General features: G+C 27.2%; 14 protein-coding genes. 11 read left to right on the top strand and 3 right to left on the bottom strand.

Annotated elements, in window-relative coordinates:
* Nucleotides 1–35: 35 nt before the first annotated feature.
* Complete coding sequence (gene rne, locus CRV11_RS01225) at nt 36–2,855, bottom strand: ribonuclease E (protein ID WP_136131516.1); 2,820 nt, start codon at nt 2,853–2,855, stop codon at nt 36–38.
* A gap of 428 nt (nt 2,856–3,283) precedes the next feature.
* Here rne and rluC point away from each other — a divergent pair, with 428 nt between their 5' ends.
* The 11 genes from rluC to CRV11_RS01170 all read left to right on the top strand — a co-directional run bounded on the left by rluC (nt 3,284) and on the right by CRV11_RS01170 (nt 12,668).
* Nucleotides 3,284–4,231, top strand: a complete 948-nt coding sequence (rluC, locus tag CRV11_RS01220) for a 23S rRNA pseudouridine(955/2504/2580) synthase RluC (protein WP_136131515.1) — start codon at nt 3,284–3,286, stop codon at nt 4,229–4,231.
* A gap of 295 nt (nt 4,232–4,526) precedes the next feature.
* Nucleotides 4,527–4,697, top strand: coding sequence for a 50S ribosomal protein L32 (gene rpmF / locus CRV11_RS01215; RefSeq protein ID WP_136131514.1), 171 nt, complete (start codon nt 4,527–4,529; stop codon nt 4,695–4,697).
* 326 nt (nt 4,698–5,023) lie between these two features.
* Nucleotides 5,024–5,980, top strand: a complete 957-nt coding sequence (locus CRV11_RS01210; protein WP_136131513.1) for a beta-ketoacyl-ACP synthase III — start codon at nt 5,024–5,026, stop codon at nt 5,978–5,980.
* Between the two features lie 18 nt (nt 5,981–5,998).
* The gene (fabD, locus tag CRV11_RS01205) at nt 5,999–6,931 is read left to right on the top strand and encodes an ACP S-malonyltransferase (RefSeq protein WP_136131512.1); all 933 of its coding nucleotides are present in this window, start codon (nt 5,999–6,001) and stop codon (nt 6,929–6,931) included.
* Between the two features lie 10 nt (nt 6,932–6,941).
* Complete coding sequence (fabG, locus tag CRV11_RS01200) at nt 6,942–7,676, top strand: 3-oxoacyl-ACP reductase FabG (protein ID WP_136131511.1); 735 nt, start codon at nt 6,942–6,944, stop codon at nt 7,674–7,676.
* 142 nt (nt 7,677–7,818) lie between these two features.
* Nucleotides 7,819–8,055 (top strand): acyl carrier protein, encoded by a 237-nt coding sequence (gene acpP, locus CRV11_RS01195; protein WP_136131510.1) that lies wholly within the window; start codon nt 7,819–7,821, stop codon nt 8,053–8,055.
* A 270-nt stretch (nt 8,056–8,325) separates the two neighbouring features.
* Complete coding sequence (gene tmk, locus CRV11_RS01190; RefSeq protein ID WP_136131509.1) at nt 8,326–8,958, top strand: dTMP kinase; 633 nt, start codon at nt 8,326–8,328, stop codon at nt 8,956–8,958.
* A gap of 1 nt (nt 8,959) precedes the next feature.
* Nucleotides 8,960–9,934 (top strand): DNA polymerase III subunit delta' C-terminal domain-containing protein, encoded by a 975-nt coding sequence (locus CRV11_RS01185; RefSeq protein ID WP_136131508.1) that lies wholly within the window; start codon nt 8,960–8,962, stop codon nt 9,932–9,934.
* Nucleotides 9,935–9,971: 37 nt separating this feature from the next.
* Nucleotides 9,972–10,769 (top strand): YchF/TatD family DNA exonuclease, encoded by a 798-nt coding sequence (locus CRV11_RS01180; protein WP_136131507.1) that lies wholly within the window; start codon nt 9,972–9,974, stop codon nt 10,767–10,769.
* A 22-nt stretch (nt 10,770–10,791) separates the two neighbouring features.
* On the top strand, nt 10,792–12,237 hold the full coding sequence (gene ptsG / locus CRV11_RS01175; protein ID WP_136131506.1) for a PTS glucose transporter subunit IIBC: 1,446 nt from the start codon (nt 10,792–10,794) through the stop codon (nt 12,235–12,237).
* Nucleotides 12,238–12,323: 86 nt separating this feature from the next.
* The gene (locus CRV11_RS01170) at nt 12,324–12,668 is read left to right on the top strand and encodes an HIT domain-containing protein (RefSeq protein ID WP_136131505.1); all 345 of its coding nucleotides are present in this window, start codon (nt 12,324–12,326) and stop codon (nt 12,666–12,668) included.
* A 50-nt stretch (nt 12,669–12,718) separates the two neighbouring features.
* Here the strand turns inward: CRV11_RS01170 and mfd are convergent, their stop codons facing one another.
* Nucleotides 12,719–16,171, bottom strand: coding sequence for a transcription-repair coupling factor (gene mfd / locus CRV11_RS01165; protein ID WP_136131504.1), 3,453 nt, complete (start codon nt 16,169–16,171; stop codon nt 12,719–12,721).
* Nucleotides 16,172–16,437: 266 nt separating this feature from the next.
* Nucleotides 16,438–17,466: a spermidine/putrescine ABC transporter substrate-binding protein PotD gene (gene potD, locus CRV11_RS01160; RefSeq protein WP_136131605.1), complete on the bottom strand. Its 1,029-nt coding sequence runs from the start codon at nt 17,464–17,466 to the stop codon at nt 16,438–16,440.
* Between the last annotated feature and the right edge of the window lie 16 nt (nt 17,467–17,482).

The raw sequence follows: 17,482 nt of genomic DNA, 5'->3' as shown, positions 1-17,482 counted from the left end.
GTGTCTAAAAGTTATTAATTAAATTAATCATTAATCTATAAAGGTTTGGTAGCAGGTGCTGCAACGTGATGAGTTGCACTATGGCCACCTGCTGAACCTTTTCCATTAAAATTAAATTTAGGTCTTACCCAATCACTAAATCTAATTGGATCTGGTTTCCAAACTGGTATTGGTACCTTTGTCATTGGTGCGGAAGCAAAATATTTCCAACGTGTTCTGTTTTTTGAAATTGATTTAAATGCAATATTAATATTGTTAGAAGATAAAATCTTATTATCTACATAATAATTTGATATTAATATATTATTTTTTTTATTATTATGCGACCTATCTTGATTTTTATTTAATAATAAAGGTTCTAAAGAAGATCTGTTTACTATAAAATGGTTTATATGCTTAGTGTTTTTATCGTTAACTTTAATTTTATCATTATTTAATTTAATATTTTTATGGTTTATTTTTTTTAATATATTGTAATTACTACGTATTATTTTATAATCTGATAATATAACAATAGATTTATTAGGTTTATAATTTAAATTTTTTTTTGATATATTTTGTATTGTTTTTATCTGTTTTAACTGATAATTATTTTTAGTAGAATGAGAAAAATAAAATTTACTAGATGTTAATTCTATTTTTTTAGAAAAAATAATAGGAATTATATTGTTATAACAATCAGTGAAATTATGATATCTAATAACCAACTGACTTTTTATAAGGCTTGGATGTTTTATTAAATTAATATTTTTATTTTTTTCTTTGTTTTTTCTATTATGTATATTAAATATATTATTAATACCTGGTTGTTTTGTTTTTTGACTATTATGTTTCTGTTGTCTAATTGAAGTTATTATTTTTAATTTTGTATCTAAGGTCATATTTAGTATTATATTTTCAATTATAGAAATATGATTAACTTCTTGTTTATCATACTTTACGGGCATTGATCTATTATTACTATAAATTATTTCAGGATTTTTGTGTTTTATAATATTAGTAATTATATTATCTCTAAAATATTGGACATTATATTCATTAATTTGGATATCAATATATTGTTTTATAAATATATTATTTTTTGATGCAATTGAATATGGTATTCCATTAACAAATAATTGTTTTAAATTCAATACAACTCGACTAAAAAAACTATAGTTATTTATGTTTAGTTCTATATCATCTATTAATGGTTTGGCTTTGAATTTGGTTATTGATTTATTTGCTATTATTTCTCTAGATGAGAATTCATTATTAGAAATAAAAACATGTTCTAAGCTAGATTGTTTTATTCTAGGATGATTAATAACATTTTCTTTATTTGATGTAAATATTGTTGTTTCTTGTAATTTAGATAAGTTATAGCCCAATATTTTAGTTTCTTCACCTTTACCAACACGCAGAACAGAATAGTTTGGATTTTCTAATCTAATACTAGGAACTATAGCTGTTCTAACACCATTTTGACGTTTTTCAATGGCATTAATAGCATCTCTCTGTTCATTAAGTAAATATGAAGCAACTTGTACTGGGACTATAGCATGTACTTCTTTCGTGTTAGATTTTATAGCTTCTTCTTCTATTATTCGTAATATAGAAAGTGAAAGTGATTTATTATCACGAATTGTGCCTGTACCATTACAGCGAGAGCATTCATGCTGATACGATTCACATAATGATAAGTTTAATCTTTGTCTAGACATTTCTAATAAACCAAAACAAGAAATATTACCGATCTGTAAACGTGCTCTATCTATATCTACTTCTTCTCGAAAACGATCCTCTACTATTCGCTGATTTCCTCTGGCAATCATATCAATAAAATCAATTACAATTAAACCACTTAAATCACGCAAACGAATCTGTCTAGCAATTTCTCCTGCCGCTTCAAGATTAGTAGAAAGAGCTGTAGTTTCAATATCTTTCCCTTTAGTAGAACGAGCAGAGTTGATATCAATAGCAGTCAAAGCTTCAGTAGTATCTATAACTATAGAACCACCAGAAGGTAGAGATACTGCACGTTGAAAAGCTGATTCTATTTGTGATTCAATCTGATAATGACTAAATAATGGAATATTACTATCATAAGATTTAATTTTATCAAAAAAATCATATCTACCAATTTCATTGATTTGCTTACGTGCGAATGCCAAAACTTTTGGATTATCAATTAATACTTCGCTAATATCATGACGCAAGTAATCTCGCAGAGCTCTTATTATGATATTACTTTCCTGATAAATTAAGAATGGTGCTGATTTACTATTTGATATTTTTTTAATTTTTATCCAACGTTTGAAACGTAAATTTAAATCCCATTGTAATAATTCTATTGATTTTCCTAAACCAGCTGTGCGAATAATTATACCCATATTTTCAGGAATTTTTAATAATGATAGTATTTCTTTTATCTTAATGCGCTTCTCTCCTACAATACGACGAGAAATACCAATAACTGGATTATTAGGCATTAAAATTAAGTAACATCCTGTCAATGATACAAAAGTTGTCAAAGCAGCTCCTTTATTACCTCGCTCTTCTTTTTCAACTTGAACTATTAATTCTTGACCTTCTTTAAATATGTCTTTAATATTGTAGTTATTTTTACAGTAATTTTCTGAAAAGTATTCTTGAGAAATTTCTTTAATAGGAAGAAAACCGTGGCGTTTGGGACCATAATCAACAAATACAGCTTCTAAGCTAGGTTCAATACGTATAATTTTCCCTTTATAAATGTTAGATTTTGTTTGTTCATGACTAGATTTTTTAATATCAAGATCATAAAGATGCTGACCATTAACTAAAGCAATACGTAACTCTTCCTCTTGAGTTGCATTGATTAACATTCTTTTCATTATTAAATTGCTCGTTATTTTATAAATAATTGTATCTAAAACATAGTTATACTTAGTAATATATTTGATAATAACTTATGTCATTTAAGATTGGTTTTAGATTTAAAATATTATGATGAATATTATAATTTTTAAATTAAGTGATAAATTATAGGTTTTTTATCTTAGTCTTATATTGTGTTATATATGTATTAAACAATGCGAAAATAATAAATTTTAAATTTTTTCTTGTATTGGGTAATATTTAATGTTTTATAGTAAAAATAATCTTCAATAATATAAAAAATATTACAAATTGATTTGTTAAAATAAAATACTGTTAATAATTACAATAATTATTCCAATTAATGTATTATTATCTAAATAAAATAAATTATATAAACTAATATTAATATATTTTATTGTGTAAAAAAGTAATTAATATGATAATGAAGTATTCAAATCTACATAATATCATTGTAAGTAATGAAAATATAAATCAAAGAATTGATAATTTTTTACACTCAAAATTTAAAAACATTCCAAAAAGTTTTATATATAAAAATCTAAGAAAAGGTAATATTAAAGTAAATAAAAAAAGTATTAAACCTTTATATAAATTGAAATTATGTGATGAAATAAGCATTCCACATAATTATTTATACAATGAACATAAAGAAAAACTTACTACAAAAATAGAGAATGTATCTTTTTTAAATAATATTATTTTACATGAAGATGATTCTATAATAGTACTTAATAAGCCTTCAGGAATAGCAGTTCACGGGGGAAGTGGATTGAGATTTGGTATAATAGAAGGGTTAAGAATATTACGTTCCAATTACTCATTTCTTGAATTAGTACATAGACTAGACAGAAGTACATCTGGATTATTATTGATTGCTAAAAAACGTTCTGCATTAAGGTGTTTGCATGAACAATTACGTAATAAACTAATAAAAAAAGATTATTTAGCATTAGTATACGGTATATGGCCAGAAAATTTACGGATCATTAATGCCCCTCTGAAAAAAAAAATCGCATTGTATGGTGGTACATCTATGGTATGCGTTGATAGGAGTGGAAAACCTTCTGAAACACGCTTCCAAGTAAAGGAGTATTTTAGATATACTTCTTTAATTAAAGCTTATCCAATAACAGGTCATACCCATCAAATTCGTGTGCATACACTACATGCCGGTCATCCTATTTTATTTGATAAACGTTATGGAAATCATAAATTTGATAATCGAATTATTAATACAGGATTAAACAGATTATTTTTGCATGCACATGCATTAACGTTCCTTCATCCTAAAACTGGAAAAACAATTTATTTAGAAGCACCGATAGATAAAATTTTAATAGATTGTTTAAGTAAATTGCGTGTTCAATAAAAAATTGATCACATAAAATTAATAATTATCAAACACTAAATTGCATGAATGATCTACACAATATAAAAACACAATAAAATTCGTTTTGATTTATATAAATTTATTATTTAATAATTGTTATTATATAATTATTTAGTGTTAATATAGTCTTTCTAATTTTTTTACTATTTGTTAAAATTGCATTTTTATATAAATGATATCATAATGTGAAAACATTTATTGAATCTACTTATATAATTGAATTTTAATTAATTTTTATATACTTTGATTACAGTAGTTGCAGGAGTATTATTCTATGGCAGTTCAAAAAAACAAACCATCTCGTTCTAAAAGAGGCATGCGTCGTTCACATGATTTTCTTAAGACTAAAACCATATCAATAGACAACAATTCAGGTGAAACTCATTTGCGTCATCATGTTACTAGTGATGGATACTATAGAGGATTTAAGCGTATCTCAAAATAAATAATACTTATAGATTTCTTATTTTATTTGATATATTACAGTCTATGGTGTGCTAAAATTATGTAGTTACTAGTTAAATGAAAATAATTAACAATAAAATATATTACTATACTTTAGTATAGATGGGATATTTTTTATTTATTTAAATAAGTTAAATTAAAATTATTTAATTAAATATTATATATAAACAACTAGCAAATTGATCAATCATTTAATTTTTTTGAGGTAATTGATATAGATAATATAAAAACAATCAGAATAAATTTTCTAAGTAAACAATTATTTATGATATTCTGATATGTTTAATTAGGAGTGATGAACTTTCGATGTTCACCAGGATTATTGGCACGGGTAGTTATTTACCTTTACAAATTCGTACAAATGTTGATTTGGAGCGGATGTTAAACACGTCAGATGAATGGATTATTTCCAGAACTGGCATAAAGAAGCGTCATATTGCTGAATCAGATGAAACAGTGGCAAGTATGGGGTTTAATGCTGCAAAAAACGCTTTGAAAATGGCAAATATAAAGTATAGTCAAATTGAACTAATTATTCTAGCAACTACATCTTCTAGTCATGCATTTCCGAGTTCTGCATGTATGATTCAAAAAATGTTAGGAATAAGGGATTGTATTGCTTTTGATGTGGCAGCAGCATGTACTGGTTTTGTTTACGCTTTGAGTATAGCCGACCAATTTATAAAAAATGAAAAGATAAAATATGCTTTAATCATCGGTTCTGATGTTTTATCTCGAACAGTGGATCCTAGTGATCGTAATAGTCTTATTTTATTTGGTGATGGTGCTGGTGCAGTTGTTTTATCAAAAAGTAATAAACCTGGAATTATATCTACCCATTTACATTCTAATGCTACTTACGCACATCTATTAACTTTACCTTATCAATATAGTAATGTGAATAATAAACAGCCAGTTTATATTCAGATGTCAGGAAATGAAGTTTTTAAAATAGCAATAGAAGAGCTAACTCATATAGTTCATGAAACCTTGGAAGCTAATCATTTTAATATAGATATGATAGACTGGTTCATTCCACATCAAGCGAATTTAAGAATCATTCTTGCTATTGTAAAAAAACTTGGAATAAACCTTGATAAGGTAGCTATCACAATTGATCGTCATGGTAATACATCTGCAGCTTCAGTACCAAGCGCATTAGATGAAATAGTTCGTAATGGTTGTGTTAAGTTGGGACAAATCATTTTACTAAAAGCTTTTGGTAGTGGGTTTACTTGGGGTTCAGCTCTGATACGTTTTTAAAAACTATAGGAGTTTAAAATGACTCAACTAGCATTTGTTTTCCCTGGGCAAGGATCACAATATGTTGGAATGTTAAATGATTTTCTAGAAAAATATTCTATAGCTAGACAAACGTTTCAAGAAGCATCTCATATCTTAGGCTACGACTTATTAAGATTAGTGAACCAAGGACCGTGCAAACATTTACATTATACCTGGAAAACACAACCAGCTATTTTAACATCTTCGATAGCAATATATCGTATATGGCAACATGAAGGTGGTAGAGCTCCAATATTAATGGCAGGACATAGTTTAGGAGAATATTCTGCATTAGTTTGTGCTGGAGCAATAGAATTTACTGATGCTATTAAATTAGTCGAATTTCGTGGTAGAATAATGCAAGAGTTAACCAAAACAAGAATAGGAGCAATGCATGCTATCATAGGTTTAGATAGAACAACAATTGAAAAAATTTGTAAAAAAACTAAAGAGAATCAGATTGTCTCTATAGCAAATTTCAACTCACAGGATCAATTTGTAATTGCAGGTGATAAGGAGGCAGTATATCGTGCTAGTAATGCTTGTAAATCATTGGGTGCTTATGTTAAGCACTTAATGGTAGGAGTACCTTCTCATTGCATGTTAATGAAATCCGCAGCAAAACAATTAGAAAACAGATTACAAAAAATAAAATTTATGAAACCATCTATATCAATAATTAATAATGTAGATGTTAAAATAGAAGATGATGAATATGCAATTCGTAGAGCTTTGACTCGTCAAATGTATAGTTCAGTACGCTGGCTAGAAATAATTGAATATATTTCTAAACAGGGTATAACAATATTATTAGAAATTGGTCCAGGTAAAATATTAAGTCGTTTAAATAAACGTATTTCAAAAAATCTAACATCTATATCTATAAATGATACTAATTCATTAATGATGGCATTAGATAAACATAAATGATAGGAATCATATGGATTTAAAAAATAAAGTTGCATTAGTAACTGGAGCAAGCAGAGGTATTGGTCTTGCAATTGCAGAAAAGTTATTATTTAGTGGAGCTATTGTCATTGGAACTTCAACAAATCAATCTGGAGTTTCAATTATTGATTATCATTTAAGAAATAAGGGTAAAGGTATAATACTAAATGTTAATGATTCGAAATGCGTTTCTAGTGTTGTCAAAGAAATTAAATCTGAATTTGGTTACATTGATATTTTGATCAATAATGCAGGTATAATTCGTGATAATTTATTGATAAGAATGAGTGAAAATGATTGGGAAGAAGTCATCGATACAAATCTCACTTCTGTATTTAAAATCTCTAAAGCATTTTTACCTTTCATGATAAAGAGACGTAAGGGGAGAATTATCACTATTAGTTCTATTGTTGGAATTTGTGGCAATATTGGTCAAACAAATTATTCATCATCTAAAGCAGGTTTGATTGGATTTAGTAAATCTTTAGCACTTGAAATTGCTTCACGTGGAATCACTGTTAATGTAGTATCACCTGGATTTATTGAAACAGATATGACAAGAGCATTACATCAAGATCAAAAGGCTAGCATAATAGCCAAAGTTCCTATGAAACGTTTAGGTAAAGCTCAAGAAGTAGCTAATGTGGTTGCATTTTTAGCTTCTGAAGAAGCATCATATATAACTGGTGAGATAATTAATGTTAATGGTGGTATGTATATGATTTAATTTATTAAATACATTGAAATTATTTTCTACTAAAACCACAGCATTGTAATTTAATTAGTCTATGTTTTGTTGCATCTTTTTCAATATTTTATAAACTATGAAAATTATCGCATAAGCGAGTTTTGACAGGAAATCAAATAGTATGAGTGATATTGAACAACGAGTTAAGAAAATCATCAGTGAACAACTAGGTGTAAAAGAAGATGAAGTCACTAATTCTGCATCTTTTGTAGATGACCTAGGAGCTGATTCTCTTGATACCGTTGAGCTGGTAATGGCTTTGGAAGAAGAATTTGATACCGAAATTCCAGATGAAGAAGCTGAAAAAATCACTACCGTTCAGGCAGCGATAGATTATATTAATGAACATAAAAGCTAAGTAAGATAATTAATGCATCCAGATAGTATTATTGTGCTATCTGGATTTTTAAGCAATAACAACCAATATCATTTCCATTATCATTTTAATTGATAAGCAATTTTGCTTAAAAAATTATTGGATATTATCTCTTTGTTTTATTAATCATGATATAACAATTTAAATATTAACTTTGTTATCAGTGATTTATTACGAAATTATTTATTAATAATTGGGTATATAAAATGTTTTAATAAGATATTTTATAATTTTAATTTATAAAACAACAAAATGAAAAATAAATTTATTACTATTGAAGGATTAGAAAGTTCTGGAAAAACTACAGCATGTGATATTATTGTAAAAACATTAAATGAATATGGCATTCATAATGAAAATATTATTATTACTAGAGAACCTGGTGGTACTCCTGTAGGAGAAAGCTTACGTAATATAATAAAGGATAGAAATAATGAGCATATATCATACAAGACAGAACTGTTAATTATGTATGCCGCTAGAGTTGAGTTAATAGAAAATGTCATAAAACCAGCATTAAATATAGGACAATGGGTAATTAGTGATCGTCATGATCTTTCTTCGCAAGCTTATCAGGGAGGTGGTAGATGTTTAGGACTCAAAATGATAAATAAACTGCGCGGTATGATACTAGGTAGTTTTTATCCAGATCTAACATTTTATTTAGATATAACTGCTGATATTTGTTTAAAAAGATTACAAATCAAGGGTAAGTTAGATCGTATCGAACAAGAATCACTACATTTTTTTGAACGCACTCGTAATTATTATTTAAAAATAATAAAACAAGATAATAGTATTGTTTTGATTGATGCAACTCAATCTTTAGATAAAGTCCGTGAAAATTTAAAAAACTTTTTATTTGATTGGTTAAAAAAACAATAATATGGAATGGTATTCTTGGCTTGATCAACCTTATTTAAAAATTGTAAATCAATATAGGCAAGGTTTCAGACATCCTGTAATGTTAATTCAAGGAATTCATGGTATTGCTGAAGATATTCTTATATGGAAGTTAAGTTATTGGCTTTTATGTCATAAACCTATCGATTCAAATTTTTGTGGTATATGTAATAGCTGTCGTTTAATGAAAATTAATAGTCATCCGGATTATTACATTTTTGAAGCAAGACCAAAAGTAAATACTGTAGGTATAGAAATAGTTAAAAAGATAATATCTAATTTATATAATTACGCACATACAGGAAACAAAAAGATCGTCAGTATACTTAATATTGAGTATCTAACTCAATATGCAAGTAATGCTCTACTTAAAATAATAGAAGAACCTCCATCTGATAGTTGGTTTTTTTTCAGTACACAAAATTTTTCAAAAGTACCATCAACAATACGTAGTCGTTGCATAATGTTTCGCCTATGTCCTCCTAGTGAAGCAGAAGCTATGCTGTGGGTAAAAACAAGATCTGAGCATAATGAGTTAGTTGTTTTATCTGCTTTGCGATTAAGCGATGGGATACCAATTAAAGCTCTAGATCTTATTACAATGCATTGGAATCTTAGAAAAAAATTATACGATGCTTTATTTGTTTCACTTAAACATGATATCTTACAATTGTTGCCTATTATGCGTGAAAATGACATCATGTGCATTCATTGGTTAATATGTTTGATACTAGATGCCATGAAATTACAAAACAATATACAAGAGTCATTAATCAATATAGATCGCAAAGATGTTGTTATATTATTATCCAATTATTTTTCTTTTAGTTCTTTAACTAATAGTATATATAATTGGAATAAATGTAGAAATACATTAATAAATACAATAGGAGTTAATCGAGAATTATTATTAACTAATTCATTAATTACTTGGGTAGAAGTTAGTATATTTAATTAAATATTATTTAGTCAATTGTAAATTTGAGAAATAGAACATGTTTATTATTGATTCACACTGTCATCTTAATTTGCTAAATTATAAAAAAAATCACCGCAATATTGATGATGTCATAAAAAAAGCATTTGAACGTGATATAAAATTTATGTTAGCAGTGTCCACTGATTTATCAGATTTTTATAACTTAAAAAAGTTGGTGGGCCAACGCAAAAATATTTCATTATCCTGTGGAGTACATCCACTTAATAAACCAGAATTGTATAAAGTAGATGATATATCTTCCGCGGCTTCAGATCCTAAAGTAATTGCATTAGGAGAAACTGGTTTAGATTATCATTATAAAAAATACAATAAAATACATCAACAAACTTCTTTTCGTAATCATATCAGAATAGGAATATCTTTAAATAAACCACTCATAGTGCATATGAGAGATGCTGTTGTAGATACATTAAGTATTTTAAAAGAAGAAAAAAGTGAAATTTGTGGTGGTGTATTACATTGCTTTAGTGAAAATGAAATAACAGCAAGTAAGTTATTAGATTTAGGATTTTATATTTCTTTTTCAGGTATAGTAACATTTAACAAGATAAAAAATTTAGATAATGTCATACGTTATGTTCCAATTGATAGAATTTTAGTTGAAACTGATTCACCTTATCTTTCTCCGGTACCATATCGCGGTCAAGAAAATCAACCTGCTTATACTAGAGTTATTGCTGAATATATTGCTATGCTGAAAAACATAGATGTAGGAATCCTTTCAGAAGAAACTACAAATAACTTTTCAAAATTATTTCGCATTCCTATTAGTTATTTAAGTAATTTATCCTAATTAATAATAGGAGTTATACACTATGTTAAAAAATGTTTTTGCTAACTTACAAAAAGTTGGCAAATCACTTATGTTACCTATATCTGTATTACCAATTGCAGGAATTTTATTAGGTTTAGGATCAGCTGACTTTAGCTTAGTACCCGATACAGTATCACATGTAATGGCAGAGGCAGGGGAATCCGTATTTTCTAATATGCCGTTAATTTTTGCAATAGGTATAGCGCTAGGTTTTACTAATAATGACGGTGTATCAGCTTTAGCAGCAGTTTTATCCTACAGTGTAATGGTTAAAACAATGTTAACAATATCATCATTAATGTTATGTGATAATATTAAACACGTTGAAATAAAACATATTGCTGATACTGGAGTTTTAGGAGGAATTATTATAGGTTTTTTAGTATCATATATGTTTAATACATTTTATCGTATTAAGCTACCAGAATATTTAGGTTTTTTTGCTGGCAAAAGATTTGTACCAATTATATCTGGCATGGCAGCAATTATTATAGGTATATGTTTTTCTGTTATTTGGCCTCCTATAGGATTTATAATTGAAAATTTTTCAGAATGGGCAGCTTACCAGAATCCTATGATAGCTTTTAGTATTTATGGGTTAATTGAACGTATTTTAATGCCATTAGGTTTACATCATATCTGGAATGTTCCTTTTCAAATGCAAGTTGGTGAATTTATTGCTAATTCTGGTCAGATATTTCATGGTGATATTCCTAGATATATGGCTGGAGATCCAACTGCAGGTAAACTTGCAGGAGGATTTCTCTTTAAAATGTATGGGTTACCTGCAGCAGCACTTGCGATTTGGCATACAGCAAATCGTAAAAATCGTCTTAAAATAGGTGGTATTATGGCTACTGCAATGTTAACTTCATTTTTAACGGGTATTACTGAGCCAATTGAATTTTCTTTTATGTTTGTTAGTCCTTTTCTATATATTATACATTCGATATTAGCTGGTTTAGCTTTTCCTGTTTGTATTCTGCTTGATATGAAAAATGGAATTAGTTTTTCACACGGTTTAATTGATTTTATTATTTTGAGTGGTCATGGTAATAAAGTTTGGTTGTTTCCAATAATTGGAATTTTATATTTTTTAATTTATTATGTGTTATTTCGTTTTTTAATTGTAAAATTTGACTTAAAAACACCTGGACGTGAAGAGTCAATCAAAAATCAATTATCTTTAACTACTCAAGAAATAGCTCAAAAGTTAATAATAGCTTTTGGAGGTAAAAAAAATATCATAAATATTGATGCTTGTATTACTCGTCTGAGAGTAACAGTTACTGATATAAAAAAAGTTAATAGAGAAGAATTAGAACATCTTGGTGCAAGAGGTGTCATTATATCTGGATCTGGTGTACAAGTTGTTTTTGGCACACTGTCTGGTAATCTTAAAACTGATATGGATGATTATATTAAGCTATATTATAATGAGATATAATTTAGTTAAAAATAAAATTTATTTTTAACTAAATTAATTAAAATAAAATTGATTAATCTGTATTATATAGATAGAAGGAAAGATGTATGGTTAAAGAAACTATTTTTAGTAGTATTATTAAACATGTAATTCCAGCAGATATTTTATACCAAGATGAATTAGTAACAGCTTTTCGTGATATTTTACCTAAAGCACCTATTCATATATTAATTGTACCTAATATATTAATTCCAAATGTAAATGAAATTAAATATAAACATGAAAAAACATTTGGCAGAATGTTTACTGTAGCAGCTAAAATTGCAAAACAGGAAAACATCCATGAACAAGGTTATCGTCTTATTATCAATTGTAATAAACATGGAGGGCAAGAAATTCCTCATGTTCATATGCATTTATTAGGTGGTATACAATTAGGTCCTATATTATAGGTTACTAGATACTGAATAAAATTTAAATTAAATTTTAATATGTTAGACAATTATATTGTGTTTTTGGTTAAACTATTAAGAAAAATTTTTACCCATTTTATGCGCAAATTATGTTCTTGTATTGTATCATTACAATACAATCGCAATAGTTTATGTTCTGCTAATTTCCATTTATTAGGTTCTTTTTGGATTAGATTAACTAGTTTTAAAGAATCAATATTATTTTTTTGAGAAAAGTCAAAATATCCTCCTTTATCGCTGATTTTTATTTTACATACGCCTAATTTATGAGCTTGTAGACGTAATAATGCTATATCAAATAAATTATTAGTTTGATTAGGGAGAGAACCAAAATTATTAATCATTTCTCTTTTTAATTTTTGTAAATAACATTCTTCTTTGGCACTGGCAATTTTCTTGTACAATGATAAACGTAAATTAACATTTTCTATGAAATCATTTGGAATGAGAGATGGGATTTGCAGTTCTATTTCAATATTGTTATGTAGTAAATCTTCCAAAGAGTGAGATTGTTCAACATTTTTAAGATCTTTAACAGCATTTTCTAATAATTCCATATACAGTGAAAAACCTAGCGATTCTATTTGACCACTTTGTTTTTCACCAAGCAACTCACCTGCACCTCTAATTTCTAAATCATTAATAGCTAATGTAAAACCAGCACCTAGTTCTTTAAATGAAGAAATAACTTCAAATCGTTTAACTGCTTCACTATTTATAACATTTTGGTTAGGAGTTAATAACCAAGCATATGCTTGATAATGTGAACGTCCTACTCTTCCACGTAATTGATGTAATTCTGCTAAACCAAAATTATCAGCACGTTCTATAATAATCGTATTTACATTAGGAATGTCAATACCAGTTTCAATTATAGTAGTACATACTAATACGTTAAATTGTTGATGATAAAAATTATTCATTACTCTTTCTAAATCTCGTTCATTCATCTGTCCATGAGCAACAGTGATACAAGCTTCTGGGACTAATTTACGTATATAATTGGCAGTTTGTTCAATATCGCTAACTTTATTATGTAAATAATATACTTGGCCACCTCTTAAAACTTCACGCAAAATTACTTCCCTTATTATTGAACAGCTAAATTCGCTTATAAAAGTTTTAATAGGTAAACGGTGTTCAGGAGGAGTATTAATAATAGAAACATCTCGTATTCCAGTCATTGCCATATGTAATGTACGTGGAATTGGTGTTGCTGTTAACGTCAATATATCAATATTATGTGTGTTAGCTCTAATAATCTCTTTTTGATGAACTCCAAAACGATGTTCTTCATCAATAATTAGCAAACCTAAATCTTTCCATTTAATATTTTTATTCAATAATTTATGAGTACCTATGACGATATTAACTTTCCCTTCTTGTGTTTTTTTTAATACACATTTTTGTTCTTTAATATTTCTAAAATTAGATAACAAATCAATATTTACAGACCAATTCCTAAATCTATTTTTAAAATTTTCATAATGTTGTTGAGCTAAAAGATTTGTGGGTACGAGAATGGCAACTTGTTTATTATTTTCAATTGCAATAAATGCCGCATGCATTGCTACTTCAGTTTTCCCAAAACCCACATCACCACATACTAATCGATCCATTGCAATGGGTTGAGACATATCATTTAATATTTCATTGATGGCTTTTTGTTGATCTAATGTAATATTATACTGAAAGTGACTACAGAACGATTTATATCTATTTTTATTATATTTAAAAGAATAACCGATTTTTAATTTACGTTGACAATAAACATCTAAAAGTTCAGCTGCAACATCACGAATTTTGTCCACAGATTTTTGACGTGATCTTAGCCAAACATCACTGCCTAGTTTATGAATTGGTACTTTATCATTAGAATGACTAATGTAATAACTAATCAAGTGCAATGATGATACAGGTACATAAAGTTTAGTATCATCAGCATAAGATAGTATTAGATATTCTGAATTAATACCATTTGTTTCAATAGTTATCAACCCCATATAACGACCAATACCATGTTCTAAATGAACTACTGGTTGACCATAACTTATTTCGTCAATATTAAAAATAAGTTTGTTGAAATTATTCCATCTTGTTGTATTTTGATAATAATCATTAATATTATCTTGAATAATATCATTATCACAAATTAAAGCTCTGTTATTCTTTGTATCTATAAATCCATTGTTAATATTAATAATCATTAAATTTAATTTTTTGTCATTCGATTCATTGAAATTATTAATTAAAGTTGGATTGACATGAAATCTTTCAAGGAATTTTTGAAATTTTTTTTGTTGTGTCTTGTTTTTAACACAAAATATTATATTACCACTAAACTGATTAATAAATTGTTCTAATTTTTTCAGAGAAAATTTCTTATCTTCTTGTGAGTGTAAGATAGGAAGTGATATGTAACCTAAATTCACATTATTGGAATGTTTCATTACTTGTTTATCGGTTACTTTTATTTGAGGCCAATTATTCAATTGATTTATAACATCATCTGGTGTAATCCATAAACATTCAGGTCTTAATAATCTACTATTATTACTATTGATATTTTTATAACATCTGTTTATAGTACTCCAAAAATCTATTGTAACACCTTCTATATCAGAATGATTAATAATTGTGGTGTTTAATGGAAGATAACTAAATATAGTGGATAATGGTTTGTTAAAAAAAAATGGGTACCAATTTTCAATGCCAGCAGGTATAATACCTACATTCATATTTTGATAAATATAATTTTTTTCATTAGCATTGTTAAAAAAATTTTTCCATCGCCTACAAAACAGCTTCGCTGAAGCTTTATCAGTAGGAAATTCACGTGTAGGTAATAAGTTAATATTTGTAGTTTTATTAATAACTTTTTGTGCTTCTAAATTTATTTCAATGAGATTATTGACAACATCTTCAAATAGATTTATTCGATAGATTTGATTATATCCTACAGGAAATAAATCAAAAAAAACATTTTTTTTTATATTATATTCGCCTTGTTCTAATATCTGATGAACACATCTATAACCAATTTTTTCTATTTTATCTTGAAAACAATTAACAGATAACTTCTGTCCTTGGTTTACTAATAAAGTATTACTGCATATATAAATTTGCGGACAAATACGTTGCATTAATGTTTTTACAGATAATATCAATATTCCGTGGTTTATATTTAATAATCGATAAAGGATAGAAATCCTATCTGATATCGTTTTTTGATTAGGAGATGCTTTGGTATAAGGAGCAATTCCCCAATCAGGAAAATAATAGACCGGTCCCTTAGTAAATTCATTGATTTCATTAAAAAGCTGAATGGCATTTTGTGTATTTGATGTAATTATTAATATAAAACCAACATGCTTTTCAAGTATGTTAGCATACTCTATTGCATGTGAAGCACCAACTAATTCACCAAAATTATAAATATCTCCTGCTTTTTTGGTTTTAAAAAAGTTCTTTTTTATATACATACAAATTCAAAATCTTCCGTGTTTAATACATATCTAATAATGATTTTTATTCAATAAGTTAATATAAACATTAAGAATGTTATTCAATTAATAACAACTTCTTAAATGATATTTAATAGATGATCTATTGTGCTTTAGAATATAAATACCTTTATTAGTTAATATTTTATAATGGTCAATGTATATTTATTATTAATAACTGTAAGAAACAACTTCAACAACGCAAATAAATTATTATTTAATAAGCAATTAGTTATTTCAAAATTTTAATGATTAGCTTTAAGTTTCTGAAACAATGTTTCGTATTCTTTACTAGCATTTCCTATATCATTTTGCCATTCACCTTTTTTTAAAAGTTGATCTGAAGGATACAATAATTGATCATTAATCATTTGTTTTGGCAAAAATTTTTTTGCTTCCCTGTTTGCTGTTGGATATCCAATTGTTGTGGCAACTTTTGCGGCTATTTCTGGACGCAGTAAAAAATTTATAAGTTTTAAAGCACCTTTTTTATTTTTTGCGTTAGTTGGAATTGCAAGATTATCCATCCAAAATATCCCCCCTTCCTTAGGCCAAACTGTTTGCAATGGAGCACCAGATTTACGAGCAACATAAGCAGAACCATTCCAAACCATTCCTAAAACTACATCACCTTCCATATAAGGATTACCCGGATTATCAGAATTAAATGCTACTACATTAGGCATTAATTTTTTTAATTCATTATATGCAGCTTGAATTTCTTTTGAATTTCTAGTATTACCAGACATTCCAAGCTTACGTAATGCTATCTGGAATACTTCACGAGCATCATCAATTAATAATAAACTTTTCTTGAATTGAGGTTTCCATAAATCCGCCCAACTAGTTATGGTTTTAGGATCAATTTCAGCAGAATTAACACCGATAATAGTTGCTCCCCAAATATATGGAATAGAGTAATCATTATTAGGATCAAAAGGTTTATTTAATAATTTAACATCTAAATTTTTAAAATTAGTTAATGCTGCTTTATCAATTTTTTGCAACATTTTTTCTTTACGCATTTTATCTACAAAATAACTTGATGGAACTATTAAATCATAAGATCCGCTTTTCAAAGTTTTTAATTTAGAATACATTACTTCATTAGATTCATAGGTAGATAAAACAACCTTAATACCTGTTTCTTTAGTAAATTGCTCTAATAATCCTGTTGGAACGTATTCAGTCCAATTATAAAAATATAAGGTATTATTATTGTTAATACGACTCTTTGCATTTGCAACATTTAAAACTAAAATTAATAAACCAATAAATAGTTTCTTACAT

Origin of the sequence: Candidatus Pantoea edessiphila (genome assembly GCF_002933335.1) — a bacterium.
Taxonomy (GTDB): Bacteria; Pseudomonadota; Gammaproteobacteria; order Enterobacterales; family Enterobacteriaceae; genus Pantoea_C.
This window is presented reverse-complemented; position numbering and strand designations above follow the sequence as displayed.

Coding starts and splice junctions, on each gene's coding strand:
- rne (WP_136131516.1), bottom strand. CDS start 2,855: ATGAAAAGAATGTTAATCAATGCAACTCAAGAGGAAGAGTTACGTATT.
- rluC (WP_136131515.1), top strand. CDS start 3,284: ATGAAGTATTCAAATCTACATAATATCATTGTAAGTAATGAAAATATA.
- rpmF (WP_136131514.1), top strand. CDS start 4,527: ATGGCAGTTCAAAAAAACAAACCATCTCGTTCTAAAAGAGGCATGCGT.
- CRV11_RS01210 (WP_136131513.1), top strand. CDS start 5,024: ATGTTCACCAGGATTATTGGCACGGGTAGTTATTTACCTTTACAAATT.
- fabD (WP_136131512.1), top strand. CDS start 5,999: ATGACTCAACTAGCATTTGTTTTCCCTGGGCAAGGATCACAATATGTT.
- fabG (WP_136131511.1), top strand. CDS start 6,942: ATGGATTTAAAAAATAAAGTTGCATTAGTAACTGGAGCAAGCAGAGGT.
- acpP (WP_136131510.1), top strand. CDS start 7,819: ATGAGTGATATTGAACAACGAGTTAAGAAAATCATCAGTGAACAACTA.
- tmk (WP_136131509.1), top strand. CDS start 8,326: ATGAAAAATAAATTTATTACTATTGAAGGATTAGAAAGTTCTGGAAAA.
- CRV11_RS01185 (WP_136131508.1), top strand. CDS start 8,960: ATGGAATGGTATTCTTGGCTTGATCAACCTTATTTAAAAATTGTAAAT.
- CRV11_RS01180 (WP_136131507.1), top strand. CDS start 9,972: ATGTTTATTATTGATTCACACTGTCATCTTAATTTGCTAAATTATAAA.
- ptsG (WP_136131506.1), top strand. CDS start 10,792: ATGTTAAAAAATGTTTTTGCTAACTTACAAAAAGTTGGCAAATCACTT.
- CRV11_RS01170 (WP_136131505.1), top strand. CDS start 12,324: ATGGTTAAAGAAACTATTTTTAGTAGTATTATTAAACATGTAATTCCA.
- mfd (WP_136131504.1), bottom strand. CDS start 16,171: ATGTATATAAAAAAGAACTTTTTTAAAACCAAAAAAGCAGGAGATATT.